This is a genomic window from Mycobacterium sp. NTMscope_Eco_3, from assembly GCF_976985685.1.
On sequence record NZ_CDRJYZ010000001.1, the window covers coordinates 5,659,836 to 5,679,020 of the forward strand.

Below are 19,185 nucleotides of genomic sequence, written 5' to 3' on the forward strand. Positions count from 1 at the left end.
CGTTCCCCTGATTGAGGGTCTAGCGTAGCTTGCGGCCGTGGTTGTCTTTGACGCTGCCGGTGAAGATCAAAATCGCGTCGACGATCGCCCAAATGATGCCGCCGAGCAGGACCGGAAATCCCAGAAAACAGAACAGGCTGAAGACAATTCCGAACAGCCCCAGGCACAGCTGGGCCACCGCGATCTGAGTCGAGTCGAGGTAAAAGCGGCCGACGCCGAACAAGCCGAGAAAGAGCTGAAGTAAGCCGGCGGTGGTGGCGGCCTTGTCCGACAGGGGCAGTCCGGTAACCGGATCGCGGCCGAACGGCGCCTGCGGGTCGACGTATCCGCCATATCCCGGATAGCCCGGGTAACCGGGGTAGGCCTGCGGGGACGGATATCCCGGCGGTGGCGGTGGCTGAGGCGGGTTGTGCGGAGTCGGTTGTGATGCGTAACCGGGTGGCTGCCATCCCCACGGTGGCTCATCAGCGGGATTTCCGGGTGGGTTGGGCGGCGTCGACATCGATTCGAGTTAACACGCCCGATCTCCGGCCGTCCACATCGGCCTCCGACGCACCGGCGCGGAAAATCCTTGGGCGCAGTCGGCAAATCACTTCAAAGTTCACCCCCGTGAGAGCAATACTGGACGGGTGCCTGATCGAAATGTGCTGGGCGGTCCGCTGGAACCGTGCGGCACAGACCCACTGACCGGTTTCTACCGCGACGGCTGTTGCTCAACCGGGCCTCAGGACCTTGGACGGCACACGATTTGCGCGGTGATGACCGCCGAGTTCCTGGAGCACCAGCGTTCCATCGGCAATGACCTGTTGACCCCGGTTCCCGAGTATCGGTTCCCCGGCCTGCTGCCCGGCGACCGATGGTGTGTGACCGCGCTGAACTGGCTGCGGGCTCACCACGACGGGTGCGCGGCGCCGGTGGTGCTGGCATCCACGCACGAGAACACCCTCGAGGTGGTGCCGCTGGAGGCGCTGCAGGCGCACAAGATCGACGTTCCCGACGATCTGGCCAACCTGTAGCTGGGTGACCGCTGGTCGGGAAGGTGGGTGAACCACGGAATCCCGCCGCGTCTAGCCTCGGTGTCATCTTTCTCACCTGACGCGTCGAAGAGGGGTTGCGGTGGGTTCTGCGGTGGACGACATCGACTTCGACGACCTGACCGCGCCCCGGCTGACCGACGTCCAGCGTCAGATCCTGCAGTTCACCGAGGCCAAGCGCGTCGACTTCGACATCGACCGGATGCTCGCGGAGGCCATCGAACAAACCGGGCTAAAAGCCGCTGCCGCCGACCTCGACGACACCGACGGCTTCGCCGATCGGCTGCGCGCGCACGTCGCCGCGATCGAAGCCGACGAGGGTCTGCGCCAGCTCACCCGCGATTCGCTGCGGCAGCGGATCGTCCGCCTGCTGCGTAACCGGTTGTCGCTCACCGAGCTGATCACGCGGTACCCCGAGATCGAATCCATCCCGATCGAGAGGCCTTTCATCGTGGTCGGGATGCCGCGGTCGGGCACCACGCACCTGGTGAATCTCATTGCCGCCGACCCCCGCCGGCGCGCGCTGCCGTACTGGGAGAGCCAGGATCCCATCCCCGCTCGTGGGCAGGGGCCCGACGTGTTCGGCGTGGACCCCCGTTACGCGCGAGCCAAAGCAGAACACGAAGCGCTGATGGCCAGCGCGCCCGTGGTGGCCGCCATGCATGACCGCTTCCCCGAGGCGATCGAGGAGGAGGTGGAACTCCTCGACCTCGATCTGTCCTCCTATGTCCTGGAATGGCATGCGCGGGTGCCGGATTGGCGCGACTACTACCTGAGCCTCGACCAAACCCGCCACTACGCCTACATGCGCAAGGTGTTGCAGGCGCTCACCTTTCTGCGAGGTCCGCGAACCTGGGTCCTCAAGAGTCCGCAGCACTGCGAGCAGCTCGGCCCGTTGATGGCGACGTTCCCCGACGCGACGGTGGCTTTTACGCACCGCGACCCCGTGGCGGTGATCCAATCGGCGATCACGATGATGGCCTACTCGGATCGGCTGCGCCGCAACAGCATTGATCCGCAGTGGCTGCTGGAGTATTGGAGCGATCGCGTGCACCGCCTGCTGAGCGCATGCGTGCGCGACCGCGACCTGGTGGACACCGAACGCAGCATCGACGTCAACTTCCACCAGCTGGGCGGCAACGAGATGCCGGTGCTCGAGCGGCTGTATCACTGCGGCGGTGTCGAATTGCCGCAGCAGGTGCGCGACGGCTTCCAGCGCTACCTGGACGGCAATCCACGAGGCAAGCACGGCCGCATCCATTACGAACTGCAACGGCACTTCGGCGTCTCCGCCGACGAACTCCGCGGCCGGTTCGGCTTCTATTTCGACAAGTTCGACGTCCGACCCGAATAAGGAGTCAGCAGCGATGACCGAACCCGTCTATCGCGGCAGGCCCGGCGCCGACGCGATGCGCCCGGCGTCCGCGGAGAAGGCGGATGAGATCGCCCCGGGATTGTGGTGCTCGCCCGGGCTGTCCAACTCGTACCTGCTCACCACCGCGCAGGGGCGGGTGATCGTCAACACCGGCATGGGTTTCGAGGGGCCGGTGCATCGCGCCAACTTCGACGCCGTGGACTCCTCGCCGGTGCGCTACATCATCTTCACCCAGGGCCACGTCGACCATGTCGGCGGCCTGGACAGCGTGCGCGACCCCGACACGACCGTTGTCGCGCAAGCGAACTGGACGACGTGGCGAGACGACAACGAACGACTGATCCCCTACCGCGCCAGCCGCAGCGCGTTCGCGTTCAAAGACACGCTGGCCGACGGCATCCAAGCCATCCAACGGCGCCTGGGGACCGCGCAACTGGCGGGCCAGAGCGTGCCCGCCGTGGACCTCGACTTCGAGGACACGCTGACGCTGGAGCTCGGCGGCCGACGGATGGAACTGATCTCGGTGCCCGGTGGGGAGACCACCGACTCGCTGGTGGTCTGGCTCCCCGACGAACGAATCTGCCTGTGCGGAAACACCTTCGGCCCCCTGTTCGGGCACATCCCCAACCTCGTCACCATGCGGGGCGACCGCTACCGGGACGCGTTGACGGCCATTGCCTCGGTGGAACGGGTCCGCGACCTGCGCCCCGAGCTGCTCGTGACGGGTCACTTCGCGCCCGTCGCGGGGGCCGAGCGCATCAACGCCGAGCTGGCCCGGCTGCGCAACGCCATCCAGTACATCCACGATCAGACGGTCGCCGGAATGAATGCCGGAAAGGATGTCCGCACCCTGATGCGCGAGATCACGTTGCCCGCGGAATACGAAGTGGGCCAGGGCTATGGGAAGGTCGCCTGGGACGTGCGGGCCGTCTGGGAGAACTACTCGGGCTGGTTCCACCACGAGTCGACCACCGAGCTGTACCCGGTCGGATTTGACGCCGTCGCGGCCGACGTGGTCGAGTTGGCCGGCGCCGATGCGCTCCTGGATCGCGCCCGGGCGCACCTGGCCGCCGATCGGGCGCTGCACGCCATCCACCTCGCCCAGCTCGTGCCCGCCGAGCATTCGGGGGCTCGCGATGTGCTCCGGCAGGCGCATGAAAAACTTCTCGCAAGCAGCACGAACTTCTGGGAAAGCGCGTGGCTGCGCAACCAGATTGCGAGGAACTCATAGCATGCTGCTGACGGTGCTGCGCTTCAACTTCGCCTCGCCGCAGGGGGATCCGCGCGTGCAGGGCGAACAGCTGTCCGCCGCGCTCGAACTGGCGCAGTGGGGTGAGTCGCACGGCATCACGTCGATCAGTGTCGACGAGCATCACGCGACCGGGCACGGGTGGAGCTGCAACCCGATCATGGCCGCGGCGATGTTCTTGGCCCGGACCTCGACGCTGATCGCCAGCGTCGATTGCGCGTTGGGCCCGCTGTGGAACCCCGTCCGCCTTGCCGAAGACATCGCGCTCGTCGACAACATGAGCCGCGGCCGGCTGCACACCACGGTGGGCCTGGGATACCGCACGGTCGAATACGACGCGCTGGGAGCCGATTTCACGCGACGTGGCGCGCTGATGGACGGCCTGCTCGAGCGGATGCTGGCGGTGTGGTCCGACATTGGCACGTGGACCCGGCCGCATCCACCGCTGTACGTCGGCGGTGGCGCGCGTGCCACGGCGCGCCGCGCCGCCCGGTTCCGGCTGCCGCTCAGCCTGGCCGATCACCTGCCCGAGATCGCCGCCTACTACCGCGAGCTGTGCGCCGAGGCGGGCATGGCGCCGTTCATTCTCATGCCGGGACCGATCAACCGCGGAATGATCTACCTGCACGAGGACCCCGAGCGGGCGTGGGCGGAACTGGGCGACCACATCCTGTGGGAGGCAGTCACTTACGGCGGATGGTCCACCGATCAACGCTCGCTAATGCACCTTCCGGGTGTGCAGACCCTGGACGAGGTCAGGGCATCGGGGCGGTACCGCTTCCTGACTCCAGATCAGCTGATCGCGGAGGTGCGCGAGGCCGAGAACTACGGGCCGCTCGTCATGCACCCCCTGGTCGGTGGCATGCCGGTCGACGAAGCGTGGAAGTCGGTGCAATTGCTCACCGACAAGGTCCTGCCCGCGCTGGCGGCCTAGGCGTCGCGGCGTTGTTCGAGCCAGTCGGCCAGCGAACGGCCGGCATCTAGGACGTGTCGCTCGGCGATCGCACGGGCCCGTTCGGCGTCCTTGTCGCCCAGCGCGTCGAGCAGCTGTTGATGTTCGTCGAGCGAATGCTTTTCGTGCTCGGGAAACAGGGCCAGGAAGTTGCTCGGCACCACGCGGGCGACCTGTTTGATCTGGTTCAGCAGGCGAGGGGAGTGCGCGGCGCGATGGATCATCTGATGGAAATGCCAGTTGGCTTCTCCGATGGTGTCGTCCCCGGATCGCGCGACGACGTCGGCCGCGAGTTCTCGTAGGGTGTCGAGTTCCGCGGGCTCAATCCGCTCGGCGGCCCAGGCCGCGGCCTGCCCGGTCAGCACGCCGAGAATGGTGAAGCTGTCCAGGACGTCGCCCGGGCTGATGCCGAGCACCGTCACGCCGCTGCGGGGGGCGACTTGGACCAGGCCCTCGAACGACAGCTCCAGCAGCGCCTCGCGCACCGGCGTGCGGCTGGTCGCGAATTCCTCGGTGATGGCGTCGAGGTCGACCCGCGAACCGGCCGGCAGGACCCCGGTCAGAATGCGGTCGCGAAGTTCGCGGGCGGCGCGCTCTCGGACCGTTCCGGAGATGTCGATCCCTGAGGTCGAAGCCACCTGGGCATAATACCAAACGACAGGTTTAGCATTTGATATCTGAAATATCAGATGTTACGTTTCAAGTATGCGCACCGACAAAATGGCCCTCGTGGCCTTCATGCAGGCCGGCAGCACCTCGGTCTACGCGGGCTCGTGGCGGCACCCCGCGACCGAACACCGGTACTTGGACGCGTCCTACTACGCGAAGATCGGCCGCCAGCTCGAAGAGGGTTGCTTCGACCTGATGTTCTTCGACGACCGCCTGGCCATGCCGGGGGTCTACGGCGGATCGGTGGGCGAGGCCGTGCATTACGGCGCCCGCCCGGTCAAGCTGGACCTCAGTGTGATTCTCGGGGTGCTGGCGCAGGCCACGTCGAAGATTGGGCTGGGCGCCACCTACTCGACCACCTACTACCAGCCGTTCCATGTGGCGCGCACGTTCGCCTCGCTCGACCACCTGTCGGGTGGCCGCGCGGCCTGGAACGTGGTCACGTCCGTCAACGACAGCGAGGCGCAGAATTTCGGCGTCGACGCCCACCTCGGTCACGACGAACGCTACGACCGCGCCGACGAATTCATGGACGTCGTGACCGGCCTGTGGGACACCTGGGAGGACGAAGCCGTCCTGCACGACCGGGCGTCCGGGCAGTTCGCCGACCCCAGCAAGGTGCACGAGCTGGGACACGTCGGCCAGTTCTTCTCCGCCCGTGGACCGTTGACGGTGCCGCGGACCCCGCAGGGCCGGCCGGTCATCATCCAGGCCGGATCGTCGGGCCGGGGCCGCGAATTCGCTTCCCGGTGGGCCGAATTGATCTTCACCGGCGACCCGGGCATCGAGGTCGCACGCAACCACTACGCCGATCAAAAGGACCGCATCGCCGAAGCGGGCCGCGATCCCGCCGCCGTGCGCATCTGCCCCATGGCCTACGCGGTGGTGGGCGAATCCGAGGCCCACGCCAAGGATCGCGAGGCGATGTTCCTCAACGATCTCGTACATCCGATGGCGTCGCTGACGCTGCTGTCCGAGCTGATGAATTACGACTTCGCGCAACACGACCTCGACGACCCGGTGACCGACGAACTGCTCGCCTCCGCCTCCGGAATCCGCGGCCTGGTGCAGAACCTGCGCACCCATATCGGCGGGGACACGGTCACCTTGCGCGACCTCGCCAACCATCGCGCCACGCTGCTGCAGGGGCCCCGCTTCGTCGGCACCGGCGAACAGGTCGCCGATCAGATGGCCGACTGGTTCGAAATCGGCGCCTGCGACGGATTCGTCTTGGCCGCAACGCATCTGCCCGGAGCGTTCGAGGACGTCGTGCGCATGGTGGTCCCGGAGCTGCAGCGGCGCGGCCTGTTCCGCACCGAATACGAATCGTCCACGCTGCGCGGGCACCTCGGGCTGCAGCGTCCCTCGAACAGCCGGGTGGCCGCCGGTGCCCATGCTTGACGGGCTGCGGGTGCTCGACCTCGCGACGCTGGCCGCCGCTCCGTTGGTGGCGACCTACCTTGGCGAGTTCGGCGCCGAGGTGATCAAGGTCGAAGAACCGCGCCACGGCGACCCGATCCGCGGCTGGGGCAACCAGCGCGACGGAGTCGGGTTGATGTGGAAGTCGATTGCGCGCAACAAGCGATCGATCACGCTGGACTTGCGGTGCGCGGAGGGTCAGGAGCTGGTGCGCCGCCTGGTGCAGCACGCCGATGTCGCCATCTTCAACACCCGCCCGCAGACGTTGCGCAAGTGGGGGCTCGACTATGAGAGCCTGCGCGCGGTCAACGAGCGGATTGTGATGCTGCACATCACCGGTTACGGGCTGAGCGGGCCGAAGAGTGAGCGCCCGGGCTTCGGCACGCTGGGTGAGGCGATGAGCGGGTTCGCGCACATCACGGGTCAGGCCGGCGCGCCGCCCACCCTGCCGCCGTTCATGTTGGCCGACGGCGTCGCGTCGCTGAACGCCGCCTACGCGGTGATGATGGCGCTGTATCACCGCGACGTGCACGGCGGGCCGGGCCAACTGATCGATGTCAACCTGATCGACCCGCTGGCCCGGCTGCTGGAACAGACGCTGCTGGGCTATGACCAGTTGGGCCTGGTGCCCGAGCGGGCCGGCAACCGGTGGGACATCTCGGCGCCGCGCAACACCTATCGCACCGCGGACGGCAAGTGGCTGGCCATGTCCGGCAGTTCGCCGGCGTTGGCGCTGCGGGTGTTCCGGGCGATCGGCCGCCACGATCTACTCGACGACGCCGACTTCTCCGACCCGCAGCGACGGCTGGCACGGGCCCGCGAGGTCGATGCCGTGGTCGCCGATTGGGTTGCCACCAAGACACTTTCGGAGGCGATGGAAGCCTTCGAAGCGCACGAGGTGGCGGCGGCGCCCGTTTATGACATCAGTGACCTGGTCGCCGACGAGCAACTGGCGCATCGTGAGGTGTTCATCTCCGTCGACGACCAACAACTCGGACCCATGACGGTGCAGGCCCCCGTTCCGCGCTTCTCGTCGGCGCCGGGCACGGTCGGGCATCTGGGACCGCGCCTCGGCGAGCACAACACCGAGGTGTACGGGGAACTGCTCGGCATGGGCCGCGACGAAATCGACGACTTGCGCGCCCGTGGCGTGTTGTGACGGAAGGAAATTGAACGATGACGAATCTTCTCCGCCGCTCCGAGCTCGCGGTGCCCGCCTGCAGCGACAACATGTTCGACAAGGCCGCCGGGTGCGGCGCCGACCTGGTGTTCCTCGACCTCGAGGACGCGACGCCCGCCGCGTTCAAGGAGGAATCGCGCGGCAAGGCGATCAGCGCGCTCAACGACCTGGATTGGGGCCGCACCGCGCGGGCGGTGCGGATCAACGGGCTGGACACCGCGTGGTGCCACGACGACGTCATCGAGGTGGTGACCAGGGCCGGCCGCAACCTCGACACCATCATAATCCCCAAGGCGCGCACCGCCCGCGACGTGTGGTGGGTGGACGTTCTGCTCACACAGCTGGAATCAAAACTGAACCTCGGCAAGCGGATTCGGCTTGAGGTGCTGATCGAAGAGGTCGAAGGTCTGGCCAACGCCGAGGAGATCGCGGCGGCCAGCCCTCGCCTGGACGCTTTGATCTTCGGGGTGGGTGACTTCTCGCTGTCCCAGGGCGCCCGGGTGGACACCAACTTCGTCCCGCTGGGCGAGTATCCCGGCGAGTTCTGGGCCTACGCGCGCAACAAGGTGATCGTCGCTGCGCGCATCGCGGGCATCGACGCGATTGACGCGCCCTACCCCGACTACCGCGACCTCTCCGGATACGAGCGCGACGCGCGGCGCGCATCGCTGCTCGGCTACACCGGAAAATGGGCGATCCACCCCGACCAGGTGCCCGTCGCCAACGCGGTATACGCCCCGACCGCCGACGAAATCGCCCGCGCCGAAGCCAATGTCGCCGCCTACCGGGAGGCCGAGGCCAGGGGCCGCGGCGCCGTTGGGGTGAACGGCGTCCTGGTTGACGCCGCCCACGTGAAGCAGGCGGAGCAGACGCTGGCGCGCGCCGCGCTGATCAACGGCAGCTGCTAGTCGATCACCACGAGTAGGTCGCCGCCCTCGACTTGTGCGGTGCACGACACCGCGATTCGCGCGACCTTGCCGGCCTTCGGGGTGGTGACGGCGGCCTCCATCTTCATCGCCTCGATCGTCGCGATCGTCTGACCGGCCTCGACCTCCTCCCCGACCTCGGCGGTGACCGTGACGACGCCGGCAAAGGGGGCGGCGACGTGGTCGGGATTGGTGCGGTCGGCCTTTTCGGCCGCCGGCACATCGGTGGCGATGCTGCGATCGCGCACCACGACCGGACGTAGCTGACCGTTGAGGATGCACATCACGGTGCGCATGCCGCGTTCGTCGGGGTCGGAGATGGCCTCGAGCCCGATCAGCAGCTCCACACCGCGCTCCAGCTCCACGCGGTGTTCGTCCCCCTGGCGCAACCCATAGAAGAACTGGTTGGCGCTCAGTCCCGAGGTGTCGCCGTACGTCTCGCGGTGATCGTCGAGCTCCTTGGCCGGCCCCGGGAACAGCAGCCGATTCAGCGCGGCCTGCCGCTCGGCGCCCGGCACGGCCAACGCCTTTTCATCGTCGGCGGTCAGCGGCTGCTCGGGCTTCGCCGGCCCGCGCCCGTCTAATGCCTTGGTGCGCAACGGCTCCGGCCAGCCTCCGGGCGGGTCACCGAGTTCGCCGCGCAGGAAGCCGATGACGGAATCCGGTATGTCGTAGCGCGCCGGGTCTTCGGCGAAGTCCTGCGCGCTGACGCCGGCCCCGACCAGTGCCAGCGCCAGGTCGCCGACCACCTTGCTCGACGGCGTGACCTTGACGAGGTGCCCGAGGATGGAATCGGCGCCGGCGTAGGCGTTTTCGATGTCCTCGAACCGGTCGCCGAGTCCCAGCGCGATGGCCTGCTGGCGCAGGTTCGACAATTGGCCACCGGGGATCTCGTGGTGGTAGACGCGGCCGGTCGGCGACGGCAGCCCGGATTCGAACGGCGCGTAGACCTTTCGTAGGGCTTCCCAGTACGGTTCCAGGTCGCACACCGCCGGCAGCGACAACCCGGTGTCGTACTCGGTGTTGGCGGCGGCGGCCACGATCGACGACAGCGCGGGCTGGCTGGTGGTCCCCGCGAGCGGGGCCGCGGCGCCGTCGACGGCGTCGGCCCCCGCGTGCCAGGCCGCCACGTAGCTCGCCAGTTGCCCGCCCGGGGTGTCGTGGGTATGCACGTGCACCGGCAGGTCGAATCGGGATTTCAACGCCGAGACCAGTGTCGCGGCGGCCGGCGCGCGCAACAATCCGGCCATGTCCTTGATCGCCAGGACGTGCGCGCCCGCCTCGACGATCTGTTCGGCCAACTTGAGGTAATAGTCGAGCGTGTAAAGCGTTTCGGCCGGATCGCTGAGATCGCCGGTGTAGGACATCGCCACCTCGGCGACCGCCGCCCCGGTTTCGCGCACCGCGTCGATGGCCGGCCGCATCGAGTCGACGTTGTTCAACGCATCGAAGATCCGGAAGATGTCGATGCCGGTGGCCGTCGCCTCCTCGACGAACGCGGTCGTCACCGTCTCCGGATAGGGCGTGTAGCCCACGGTGTTGCGCCCGCGCAGCAGCATCTGCAGACAGATGTTGGGCATCGCCTCGCGCAGCGCCGCCAGCCGCTCCCACGGGTCCTCTTTCAAGAACCGCAGCGCCACATCGTAAGTCGCCCCGCCCCAGCACTCCACCGACAACAATTGCGGCATGGTCCGCGCGAGGTAGGGCGCGACCTTGAGCAGGCCGGTGGTGCGGACCCGGGTCGCCAGCAGCGACTGGTGCGCGTCGCGGAACGTGGTGTCGGTGACGGCGACGCCGCGCGACTCGCGGAGCCAGGCCGCAAATCGCTGCGGCCCGAGTTCGGTCAAACGCTGCTTGGATCCCGCGGGCGGGTCCGTCGACAGGTCTATGTCGGGCAGCTTGTCGTGCGGGTACACCGTCGACGGGCGCTCACCGTGCGGCTTGTTGACGGTGACGTCGGCCAGGTAGCTGAGGATCTTGGTGCCGCGGTCGGCCGAGCTGCGCGCCGTGAGCAGCTGCGGGCGCTCCTCGATGAACGACGTGGTGATGCGTCCGGCCTGGAAATCCGCGTCGTCCAGAACCGCTTGCAGGAACGGAATATTCGTCGATACACCACGGATGCGGAATTCCGCGACCGCCCGTCGGGCCCGGCGCACGGCCGTGGGGAAGTCGCGACCGCGGCAACTGAGCTTGATCAGCATCGAGTCGAAATGCGCGCTGATCTCCGCGCCCAGCGTCGTGCCGCCGTCCAGCCGGATTCCCGCGCCGCCCGGGGTGCGGTAGGCGGTGATGCGGCCGGTGTCCGGGCGGAAGCCGTTCGCCGGATCTTCGGTGGTGATTCGGCATTGCAGCGCCGCGCCGTGTGGGACGATCGAATTTTGGCGCAGGCCAATCTCTTCCAGCGTCTGCCCGGACGCGATGCGCAGCTGGGCGGACACCAGGTCGACGTCGGTGATCTCCTCGGTCACCGTGTGTTCCACCTGGATCCGGGGGTTCATCTCGATGAACACGTGATTGCCGCGTTCGTCGAGCAAGAACTCCACCGTGCCCGCACACGTGTAGCCGATGCTTTCCGCGAACGCCACCGCGTCCGCGCAAATGCTCATCCGCAGTTGTGGATCCAGGTTCGGCGCCGGGGCGATTTCGATCACCTTCTGGTGCCGCCGCTGCACGCTGCAATCGCGTTCATAGAGGTGGATCACGTTGCCGTGATTGTCGGCCAGGATCTGGACCTCGATGTGACGCGGGTTGATCACCGCCTGCTCGAGAAATACCGAGGCATCCCCGAACGCGGATTCGGCCTCACGGCTGGCCGCCTCGATCGCCTCCGGCAGCGCTGTGGGGTCGGTGACCCGGCGCATCCCGCGGCCGCCACCTCCGGCGACCGCCTTGACGAACAGCGGAAACGTCATCGACTCGGCGGCCGTCACCAGCTCGTCCACCGATGTCGAGGGCGTCGAGGAGGCCAGCACCGGCAGGCCCGCCGCCCGCGCCGCCGCGATTGCCCGCGACTTGTTGCCGGTGAGCTCGAGCACCTCGGCACTCGGGCCGACGAATGTGATGCCCGCCGCCGCGCACGCCGCCGCCAGGTCCGGGTTCTCGGACAGGAAGCCGTAGCCGGGGTAGATCGCGTCCGCCCCGCAGGCCTGCGCCGTCGCGACGATGTCGTCGACCGACAGGTAGGCGCGGACCGGATGGCCCTCCTCGCCGATCTGGTACGACTCGTCGGCCTTGAGCCGGTGCACCGAGTTGCGGTCTTCGTAGGGGTAGACCGCCACGGTGGCCATTTCCAGCTCGTAGGCGGCGCGGAATGCGCGGATCGCGATCTCGCCGCGATTGGCGACCAGGACTTTCGTCAACACGGTATTTACGATAGAGCCCGTTGCGGCGGTCCGACATACTCGCTCAGCGGACGGATCAACGCGTTGGACGCGGTCTGCTCGATGATGTGCGCCGTCCACCCGGTGATCCGGCTCATCACGAAAATCGGCGTGAAGGCCCCGATGTCGAAGCCCATCAGGTAATAGGCCGGGCCGGTCGGAAAGTCCAGGTTCGGCTTGATGCCGTTGGCCTCGGCCATCCCCTTTTCCAGGACTTCGTAAATGCCGAGCCACTTCTGGCCGTCCCGCGCCGCGGCGACCCGCGTGAGCGCCTCCTTCATGGTCGGCACCCGGGAGTCGCCGTTCTTGTAGACGCGGTGACCGAAGCCCATGACCTTGTCTTTGCAATCCAGCTTGCCCCGCAACCACTCCGAAGCCCTTTCGGCGCTCCCGATTTCGATCATGTCGTGCATGACTGCTTCGTTGGCGCCGCCGTGCAGCGAGCCCTTGAGCGCACCGATGGCGGCCGTGACCGCGCTGTAGATGTCGGACTGAGTCGAGGTGACCACGCGGGCGGCGAAGGTGGAGGCGTTGAAGCTGTGCTCGGCGTAGAGCACCATCGACTGTTCGAACGCGTCGACGATCACCTGCTCGGGGACGTCGCCGAAGCACATGTGCAGGAAGTTCTGCGCGTAGCTCATGTGGCTGTGGGGCGCGATGGGTTCCAGGCCGCGCCGGCGGCGCATGTCGGCCGCGACGACGGTGGGCAGCACCGCGAACATCCGCAGCGCCTTGGCGTGGTTGGCCGCCGGGCTGCTGTCGTCCTCGTCGGGGTCTTCGGCGCCCATCGAGCTGATGAAGGTGCGCACGACGTCCATCGGGTGGCAGGTGTCGGGCAGTTTGGACAGCAGCGAAAGCTGGGATCGGTTGAGCCGACGCGCCGCTCGTTCCCGCTGGGTGAACAGGGCCAGCTGCTGTTCGTCGGGCAGCTCGCCGTGCCAGAGCAGGTAGGCAACCTGCTCGAAGCTGCACGTGGCCGCGAGGTCCTGCACGGCGTAGCCGCGGTAGGTCAGGGAGTTGGTCTCCGGGACGACCTTGGAGATGGCCGTGGTGTCGACGACGACGCCGGCCAGGCCCTTATAGATGCGGGGCTTGTTGTCTTCGGCGGTACTCATGGCGCGACTCCTTGCACGGTAAAGTTGTAGATGTCGGAATCGAATTGGGTGTAGTCGGCGTAGCGCAGCAACTCGTAGAGCCGGCTGCGGTGCTGCATCCGATCGGTGAGGCCGGATTGTGTTCCGGTTTCGGCGATTTCACGGAGACCGATCTCGACGGCGTGCATGGCCAGCCGCAGCGTGGTGACCGGGTAGATCACCACGTTGTAGCCGATGTCGGACAGCTGTTGGGTGGACAGCAGCGGCGACTTGCCGAACTCGGTCATGTTGGCCAGCAAGGGTGTGTCCACCGCGGCGCGGAAGCGCTCGAATTCCGTTGGGCTGCCCAAGGCTTCGGTGAAGATCAGGTCCGCACCCGCGTCGGCGTACGCCTTGGCGCGCTCGATCGCCGCCGGCACCCCCTCGATGCCGGCGGCATCGGTGCGGGCGCAGACGATGAAATTCGGATCGCGGCGGGCGGAGACGGCGGCCCGCAGCCGTTTGATCATCTCGGCGGCCGGCACCACCGCCTTGCCGTCGAGATGCCCGCAGCGCTTGGGGTTTTCCTGGTCCTCCAGGTGACAGCCGGCCAGCCCGGCGTCCTCGAGCACCGTCACGGTGCGCGCCGCGTTCATCGGCTCGCCGAAGCCGGTGTCGGCGTCGATCAGGGTGGGCAGGTCGGTCACCCCCGCGATCTGCGCGCCGCGCCCGCCGACTTCGGTCAGGGTGGTCAGGCCGATGTCGGGCAGGCCGAGGTCGGCCGAGAGCGCCGCGCCCGACACGTACACCCCGTCGAACCCGAGCTCGGCGACGAGCTTGGCCACCAGCGGCGAGAAGGCACCCGGGAACCGTTGCAGCCGACCGCTTTCCAGCGCGGCACGAAACCGCGCCCGTTTCGCCGCCGCCGGCACGACACCGCCGATCAGCCCGCTCATCAGAAAATCCCCGCCGGAATCGTCGGCGCCTTGTCGAGCACCAACGGACCGACCGTGATGTTGAGCGCACCCAGAGCGCCCGCCTGCAGGTCCGCCAGAGCTTCGGCCGCCGACAGGAACCGCTGCTGCTCGGCCTCGCCGACCACGCCCTCGGCCAGCTCGGCGAACTTCCCGACGTACTGCTTGCGCTCAAACGGCCTCGCCCCCAAGGGATGAGCGTCGGCGACGGCGAGCTCGTCGACGATCACCTCACCATTTTTGAGGGTGACCTCCGCGCGCGCGCCGAACGCCTTCTCCGCCGGATCGGCGGAGTGGTAGCGCCGGGTCCATTCGGGATCCTCGACCGTCGAGATCTTCTGCCACAGCGCGACGGTGTCGGGCCGGTGCGCTCGCTGCGGCGCGTACGAGCGCTCGTGGTGCCAGGTGCCGTCCTGCAGCGCGACCGCGAAGATGTACATCACCGAGTGATCCAGCGTCTCGCGCGAAGCGTCCGGGTCGAACTTCTGCGGGTCGCCCGACCCGGTGCCGATCACGTAATGGGTGTGATGGCTGGTGTGCAGCACGATCGTCGCTACCTGGTCCAGATCGCCGATCCGTTCGCGCATTCGGCGCGCCAAGTCGATCAGCGCCTGACTCTGATACTCCGCCGAGTGCTCCTTGGTGTAGCTGTCCAGGATGGCGCGCTTGGGTTCGCCGGGTTCGGGCAGCGGGACGTGATAGGTGTGCCCGGGCCCCGAAAGCAGCCAGGCGATCACCCCGTCCTCGCCCTCCCAGATCGGGGCCGGCGCGCCCTCGCCGCGCATGGCGCGGTCGACGGCCTCGATGGCGACCTTGCCCGCCCAGGCCGGCGCGTACGCCTTCCAGCTCGAGATCAGACCCTTGCGCGACTGCCGGGTGGACGTCGTCAGGTGCAGCGCCTGCCCGATCGCCTGATAGATGGTCTCTTTGTCCAGACGCAACATCGTGCCCAGGCCGGCGGCCACGGACGGACCCAGGTGCGCGACATGGTCAATCTTGTGCTCGTGCAAGCAGATTCCCTTGACCAGGTCGATCTGGATCTCGTAGCCGGTCGCGATGCCTCGGATCAGGTCCGCGCCGCCGATCCCCAGGTGCTGCGCCACCGCCACCAGGGCGGGAATGTTGTCACCCGGATGCGAGTACTCGGCGGCCAGAAACGTGTCGTGGAAATCCAATTCGCGCACCGCGACGCCGTTCGCCCAGGCCGCCCACTCGGGAGAGTAGTCACCCTCGATCCCGAAAACCTTGGCGCCCTTGGCCGCGGCGGGGTGTGCCCGCGCCTGGGCCCGCGCGACCGCCACCGGCCGACGAACCACGGAAGCGGCGGAGACCGCGGCATTGTCGATGATGCGGTTGATCACCATCGCCTCGACGTCGGCGGGCACGGCGACCGGGTCGGCCGCGACCTCGGCGATCTTCCAGGCGAGGTGTTCACTACGAGGGAAGTCGTCGGCGCTGCGCCGGGTCCGAACATCATGAATGCGCATAAGTCGCACAGTACGCAGGACGTGGGACGGCGTAAATCCCCTGTAAAAGCGTAATCTTGTGTCCTTATCCGCATGGTTTTGCGAATGTTGTGAAAGGGGCTGGGCGTACGGTGAAACCCGTGGCGAAGACGTTCGCCGGCGCGCGGCTCCGGCGATTGCGCGAGGAGCAGGGGCTGACTCAGGTGGCGCTGGCGCGCGTCCTGGGTTTGTCGACCAGCTACGTCAACCAGCTGGAAAATGACCAGCGCCCGATCACCGTTCCGGTATTGCTCACCCTCACCGAACGATTCGACCTGCCGAGCCAGTACTTTGCGCCGGAGTCCGATGCCCGCCTGATTTCCGACCTTCGAGAGGTGCTCGCCGAGGCGCCGGCCACGGCCGCGCAGGTCGAGGAGCTCGTCGCCCGCATGCCCGCGATCGGTCAGACCCTGGTCAACCTGCACCGGCGGCTGCACGACACGACGGCGGACCTGGAGGCCCTGCACAGCCGCGCGAATTCGGAAGTCTTGGACATCTCGTCGCTGTCCCAGCAGCCGATGCCGTTCGAAGAGGTTCGCGATTTCTTCTACGACCGCAAGAACTACATCGGCGAACTGGACCTCGCCGCCGAAGATCTGTTCAACGAGAACCACTTACGAATCGGCGGACTCGACGGCCAGCTCGCGGAGCTGCTCGCCGACAAGCTCGGCATCGCGGTCGTGATCGACGACGGTCAGGTGTTGGACCCCAACTCCAAACGCCTGTTCGCGCCCGAAGCGAAAACCCTGTACCTGGCCCGGTGGCTGCATCCGGGCCAGCGTGCCTTTCAGCTCGCCACCCAGATCGCCCTGCTCACCCAGGGCCGGTTGATCACCGGGATCATCGCGGGCGACGACCAGCTCAGCGACGACGCCCGCGGCGTGGCGCGCATCGGGCTGGCCAACTATTTCGCCGGCGCCCTGCTGCTGCCCTACCTGAGATTCCTCGACGCCGCCGAGCACGTCCGCTACGACATCGACCAGCTCGCAAGGCGATTCGAGGTCGGCTTCGAAACCATCTGCCACCGGCTGTCCACCCTGCAGCGCCCGAACGCGCGGGGCGTGCCGTTCATCTTCGTCCGCACCGACAGTGCCGGGAACATCTCTAAACGCCAGTCCGCCACCGCTTTTCACTTCTCCCGCGTCGGCGGCAACTGCCCGCTGTGGGTGGTCCACCACGCGTTTTCCCGACCCGGCCAGTTTTTGACCCAGGTCGCGCAGATGCCCGACGCGCGCACCTACTTCTGGGTGGCGCGGACCACCACGACGGAGCCGAGCCGTTACCTCGGCCCGGACAAGAGCTTCGCCATCGGGCTGGGATGCGACGTCGCGCACGCGGAGAAGCTGATCTATTCGGTCGGCATCGATTTGGCCGACGCGGAGTCGATCGTGCCGATCGGTGCCGGCTGCAAGATCTGCGACCGGCCCGCGTGCCCGCAGCGCGCGTTCCCGTACCTCGGCCGCCCGGTGTACGTCGACCCCCACACCAGCACCGAACTGCCGTATCCGCCCGCGATCACGCCTTGAGCGCGGCCAGGTCGGGCCGCCCGCCGAGGCGCTGGACCGTCGCGCTGGCGGCCGCGGCCGCCAGCTTGCCGGCTTCCGGTGGTGCGGCGCCGTCGCGCAGCGCGGCGATCAGGCCGGCCACGAACGCGTCACCGGCGCCGGTCGGATCGACCACGTCCACGTCGGCGAACTCGAACAGCTCGCTGCCCCCATTCCACGCCACCAGGTCACCGACCTTCGGAACGGCGACGGCGACCAGTCCCGGGCCGCAGGTCAGCAGGTGGGCGGCCAGCTCGAAGGCTTGCTTCGCCGTGGTGATTTCCCGGCCCGCGATCAGCGAGGCTTCCGTGGCGTCGGCCCGGATCACGTCCACCGCCGCGAGCAGCTCGGCGCGGATGTGCGGGGCGGGAGCGCCGTCGGCCACCACGCGCAGCCCCCGCCGCCGCGCCCGTTGCGCGGCTTCCAAGACGGTGGCGGGCGGCTGCTGCAGCTGAAGGGAAACGGTATCTGCGCCGTCGAATACAGTGATTGACCGATCGAGGTCGGCGACCTGAACCAGCGAGCTTTCCGGCACGTCTTCGAGGAGCATGCGTTCGGGCGGCCGGGCGACCACATCGATCAACAGCGCCGTGGTGCCGCGGCGCGCGACGCCGCCGACGTCGATGCCGTCCCGTCGGGCCCGCGCCAGTACTGTCCTCCCGGCGTCGTCGTCACCCGTGACGGCGATGAGTGCGACCGGCACACCCAGCTGCGCCAGGCCGACCGCCTGGTTGGCGCCCTTGCCGCCGAGCAATTCCTTGCGCTGCCGGATCGTGACGGAATCGTCGGGCGTCGGCGGCCCATCGGTACGCAGCACCAGATCGCGTGCGATCTGGCCGATCACCACCACGCCCATGGGTCCAGCGTGCCCGGTCTTGACGGGCACGGCAACGCGATGATCGAGTGAGCCATGCCCAAGGTCGCGATACTCGACGACTATGCCGGGGTGGCGTTGCAGGTCGCCGACTGGTCACCGGTGCAGAACCGTGCTGACGTAACCGTTTTCGATCGCCACCTCTCCGAAGACGCCGCCGCCGAAGCGCTGCGGCCGTTCGACGTGCTGTGCACCCTGCGTGAGCGGATGGCGTTTCCGCGGACCCTGATCGAGCGGCTGCCGAACCTGAAGCTGATCACCATCGTCGGCAAGAGCCTGCCGAACCTGGACCTGGCCGCGGCCACCGAGCGCGGGATCCTGGTCGCCCATTCCGATTTCGCGCATCCCCGATTCAGGGCGATGCGCGATGCGACGCCCGAACTCGCCTGGGGCCTGATGATCGCGACGGTGCGCAATCTCGCCGACGAGCATCGCCACATGCGCGACGGCGGCTGGCAGAGCGCCGCGGGCATGACCCTGGCGGGCAAGACCCTCGGCCTGCTCGGCCTGGGCAGGGTCGGCAGACGCATGGCCGACTATGCCAAAGCGTTCGACATGGAAGTCGTTGCGTGGAGCCAAAATCTGACCGAAGACGCCGCCGCGAGCGTGGGCGCCCGGCGGGTGGAGAAGGCCCGCCTTTTCGAGGCCTCCGACGTGGTCTCCATCCATCTGGTGCTCTCGGAGCGCACGCGAGGGCTGGTCGGCGCGACCGAGCTGGCCCTGATGAAGCCGCACGCCTACCTGATCAACACGTCGCGGGGCCCGATCGTCGACGAGGCGGCCCTGCTCGCCGCGCTGGAATCCGGGCGCATCGCCGGTGCCGGGCTGGACGTGTACGACATCGAACCGCTGCCCCGCGATCACCCGTTGCGGCGGCTCCCGAATGTGACACTGTCCCCGCACCTGGGGTACGTCACCCGCGAGATGCTCGGCGCCTTCTACTCCGACACCGTGGAGTCAGTGGTGGCCTGGCTGGACGGGCAGCCCATTCGGATCGCCAATCCCGAGGTGTTGCAGCGACGCTGACCCGC

At 67.7% G+C, this 19,185-nt stretch carries 16 protein-coding genes; 9 read left to right on the forward strand and 7 right to left on the reverse strand.

Translation table 11 applies throughout. The features are described from left to right. Positions 1 to 19: 19 nt before the first annotated feature. On the reverse strand, positions 20 to 502 hold the full coding sequence (locus AC0KTM_RS26435; protein ID WP_225326072.1) for an NINE protein: 483 nt from the start codon (positions 500 to 502) through the stop codon (positions 20 to 22). Between the two features lie 127 nt (positions 503 to 629). Here AC0KTM_RS26435 and AC0KTM_RS26440 point away from each other — a divergent pair, with 127 nt between their 5' ends. The 4 genes from AC0KTM_RS26440 to AC0KTM_RS26455 all read left to right on the forward strand — a co-directional run bounded on the left by AC0KTM_RS26440 (position 630) and on the right by AC0KTM_RS26455 (position 4,592). Continuing rightward, on the forward strand, positions 630 to 1,016 hold the full coding sequence (locus AC0KTM_RS26440) for a DUF2237 family protein (protein ID WP_225326073.1): 387 nt from the start codon (positions 630 to 632) through the stop codon (positions 1,014 to 1,016). A gap of 100 nt (positions 1,017 to 1,116) precedes the next feature. Then, positions 1,117 to 2,388: a sulfotransferase family protein gene (locus tag AC0KTM_RS26445; RefSeq protein WP_225326074.1), complete on the forward strand. Its 1,272-nt coding sequence runs from the start codon at positions 1,117 to 1,119 to the stop codon at positions 2,386 to 2,388. A 13-nt stretch (positions 2,389 to 2,401) separates the two neighbouring features. Further along, entirely contained in the window at positions 2,402 to 3,640 is a 1,239-nt protein-coding gene (locus AC0KTM_RS26450; RefSeq protein ID WP_225326075.1) for an MBL fold metallo-hydrolase, read from the forward strand. A gap of 1 nt (position 3,641) precedes the next feature. After that, positions 3,642 to 4,592 (forward strand): LLM class flavin-dependent oxidoreductase, encoded by a 951-nt coding sequence (locus AC0KTM_RS26455; RefSeq protein ID WP_225326076.1) that lies wholly within the window; start codon positions 3,642 to 3,644, stop codon positions 4,590 to 4,592. On the opposite strand, the gene AC0KTM_RS26460 is transcribed toward AC0KTM_RS26455, so the two are convergent. Then, on the reverse strand, positions 4,589 to 5,248 hold the full coding sequence (locus AC0KTM_RS26460) for a GntR family transcriptional regulator (protein ID WP_238955589.1): 660 nt from the start codon (positions 5,246 to 5,248) through the stop codon (positions 4,589 to 4,591). The two genes, AC0KTM_RS26455 and AC0KTM_RS26460, sit on opposite strands and share 4 nt — an antisense overlap. Before the next feature lie 67 nt (positions 5,249 to 5,315). Here AC0KTM_RS26460 and AC0KTM_RS26465 point away from each other — a divergent pair, with 67 nt between their 5' ends. The 3 genes from AC0KTM_RS26465 to AC0KTM_RS26475 are packed head-to-tail and all read left to right on the forward strand — an operon-like array spanning position 5,316 to position 8,786. Further along, complete coding sequence (locus tag AC0KTM_RS26465) at positions 5,316 to 6,680, forward strand: LLM class flavin-dependent oxidoreductase (protein ID WP_472408539.1); 1,365 nt, start codon at positions 5,316 to 5,318, stop codon at positions 6,678 to 6,680. Beyond that, on the forward strand, positions 6,673 to 7,857 hold the full coding sequence (locus AC0KTM_RS26470) for a CaiB/BaiF CoA transferase family protein (RefSeq protein WP_472417572.1): 1,185 nt from the start codon (positions 6,673 to 6,675) through the stop codon (positions 7,855 to 7,857). The genes AC0KTM_RS26465 and AC0KTM_RS26470 overlap by 8 nt, the downstream gene beginning before the upstream one ends. Before the next feature lie 17 nt (positions 7,858 to 7,874). Further along, positions 7,875 to 8,786 (forward strand): HpcH/HpaI aldolase/citrate lyase family protein, encoded by a 912-nt coding sequence (locus AC0KTM_RS26475; protein WP_238955591.1) that lies wholly within the window; start codon positions 7,875 to 7,877, stop codon positions 8,784 to 8,786. Here the strand turns inward: AC0KTM_RS26475 and AC0KTM_RS26480 are convergent. Genes AC0KTM_RS26480 through prpD form a run of 4 tightly spaced genes read right to left on the reverse strand, consistent with a single transcriptional unit; the run spans position 8,783 to position 15,718 of the window. Then, positions 8,783 to 12,166, reverse strand: a complete 3,384-nt coding sequence (locus AC0KTM_RS26480; protein WP_472417158.1) for a pyruvate carboxylase — start codon at positions 12,164 to 12,166, stop codon at positions 8,783 to 8,785. The genes AC0KTM_RS26475 and AC0KTM_RS26480 overlap by 4 nt on opposite strands. A 5-nt stretch (positions 12,167 to 12,171) precedes the next feature. Further along, positions 12,172 to 13,299, reverse strand: a complete 1,128-nt coding sequence (locus AC0KTM_RS26485; RefSeq protein WP_225326081.1) for a bifunctional 2-methylcitrate synthase/citrate synthase — start codon at positions 13,297 to 13,299, stop codon at positions 12,172 to 12,174. Beyond that, entirely contained in the window at positions 13,296 to 14,213 is a 918-nt protein-coding gene (gene prpB / locus AC0KTM_RS26490) for a methylisocitrate lyase (RefSeq protein WP_225326082.1), read from the reverse strand. The genes AC0KTM_RS26485 and prpB overlap by 4 nt, the downstream gene beginning before the upstream one ends. After that, positions 14,213 to 15,718, reverse strand: a complete 1,506-nt coding sequence (gene prpD, locus AC0KTM_RS26495) for a 2-methylcitrate dehydratase PrpD (protein ID WP_225326083.1) — start codon at positions 15,716 to 15,718, stop codon at positions 14,213 to 14,215. The genes prpB and prpD overlap by 1 nt, the downstream gene beginning before the upstream one ends. 110 nt (positions 15,719 to 15,828) lie before the next feature. Between prpD and AC0KTM_RS26500 the strand changes: the two genes are divergently transcribed. Further along, the gene (locus AC0KTM_RS26500) at positions 15,829 to 17,262 is read left to right on the forward strand and encodes a short-chain fatty acyl-CoA regulator family protein (protein WP_225326084.1); all 1,434 of its coding nucleotides are present in this window, start codon (positions 15,829 to 15,831) and stop codon (positions 17,260 to 17,262) included. Here AC0KTM_RS26500 and AC0KTM_RS26505 read toward each other — a convergent pair. Continuing rightward, positions 17,252 to 18,136 (reverse strand): ribokinase, encoded by an 885-nt coding sequence (locus tag AC0KTM_RS26505; protein ID WP_255641338.1) that lies wholly within the window; start codon positions 18,134 to 18,136, stop codon positions 17,252 to 17,254. The genes AC0KTM_RS26500 and AC0KTM_RS26505 overlap by 11 nt on opposite strands. 54 nt (positions 18,137 to 18,190) lie before the next feature. Between AC0KTM_RS26505 and AC0KTM_RS26510 the strand changes: the two genes are divergently transcribed. Further along, positions 18,191 to 19,180, forward strand: coding sequence for a D-2-hydroxyacid dehydrogenase family protein (locus AC0KTM_RS26510; RefSeq protein ID WP_225326086.1), 990 nt, complete (start codon positions 18,191 to 18,193; stop codon positions 19,178 to 19,180). Positions 19,181 to 19,185 lie beyond the last annotated feature (5 nt).

Bases quoted from the DNA above. Each gene is read 5' to 3' on its own strand.
- AC0KTM_RS26435 (WP_225326072.1), bottom strand. From the start codon at position 502: ATGTCGACGCCGCCCAACCCACCCGGAAATCCCGCTGATGAGCCACCG.
- AC0KTM_RS26450 (WP_225326075.1), top strand. From the start codon at position 2,402: ATGACCGAACCCGTCTATCGCGGCAGGCCCGGCGCCGACGCGATGCGC.
- AC0KTM_RS26455 (WP_225326076.1), top strand. From the start codon at position 3,642: ATGCTGCTGACGGTGCTGCGCTTCAACTTCGCCTCGCCGCAGGGGGAT.
- AC0KTM_RS26465 (WP_472408539.1), top strand. From the start codon at position 5,316: ATGCGCACCGACAAAATGGCCCTCGTGGCCTTCATGCAGGCCGGCAGC.
- AC0KTM_RS26470 (WP_472417572.1), top strand. From the start codon at position 6,673: ATGCTTGACGGGCTGCGGGTGCTCGACCTCGCGACGCTGGCCGCCGCT.
- AC0KTM_RS26475 (WP_238955591.1), top strand. From the start codon at position 7,875: ATGACGAATCTTCTCCGCCGCTCCGAGCTCGCGGTGCCCGCCTGCAGC.
- AC0KTM_RS26485 (WP_225326081.1), bottom strand. From the start codon at position 13,299: ATGAGTACCGCCGAAGACAACAAGCCCCGCATCTATAAGGGCCTGGCC.
- prpB (WP_225326082.1), bottom strand. From the start codon at position 14,213: ATGAGCGGGCTGATCGGCGGTGTCGTGCCGGCGGCGGCGAAACGGGCG.
- prpD (WP_225326083.1), bottom strand. From the start codon at position 15,718: ATGCGCATTCATGATGTTCGGACCCGGCGCAGCGCCGACGACTTCCCT.
- AC0KTM_RS26505 (WP_255641338.1), bottom strand. From the start codon at position 18,136: ATGGGCGTGGTGGTGATCGGCCAGATCGCACGCGATCTGGTGCTGCGT.
- AC0KTM_RS26510 (WP_225326086.1), top strand. From the start codon at position 18,191: ATGCCCAAGGTCGCGATACTCGACGACTATGCCGGGGTGGCGTTGCAG.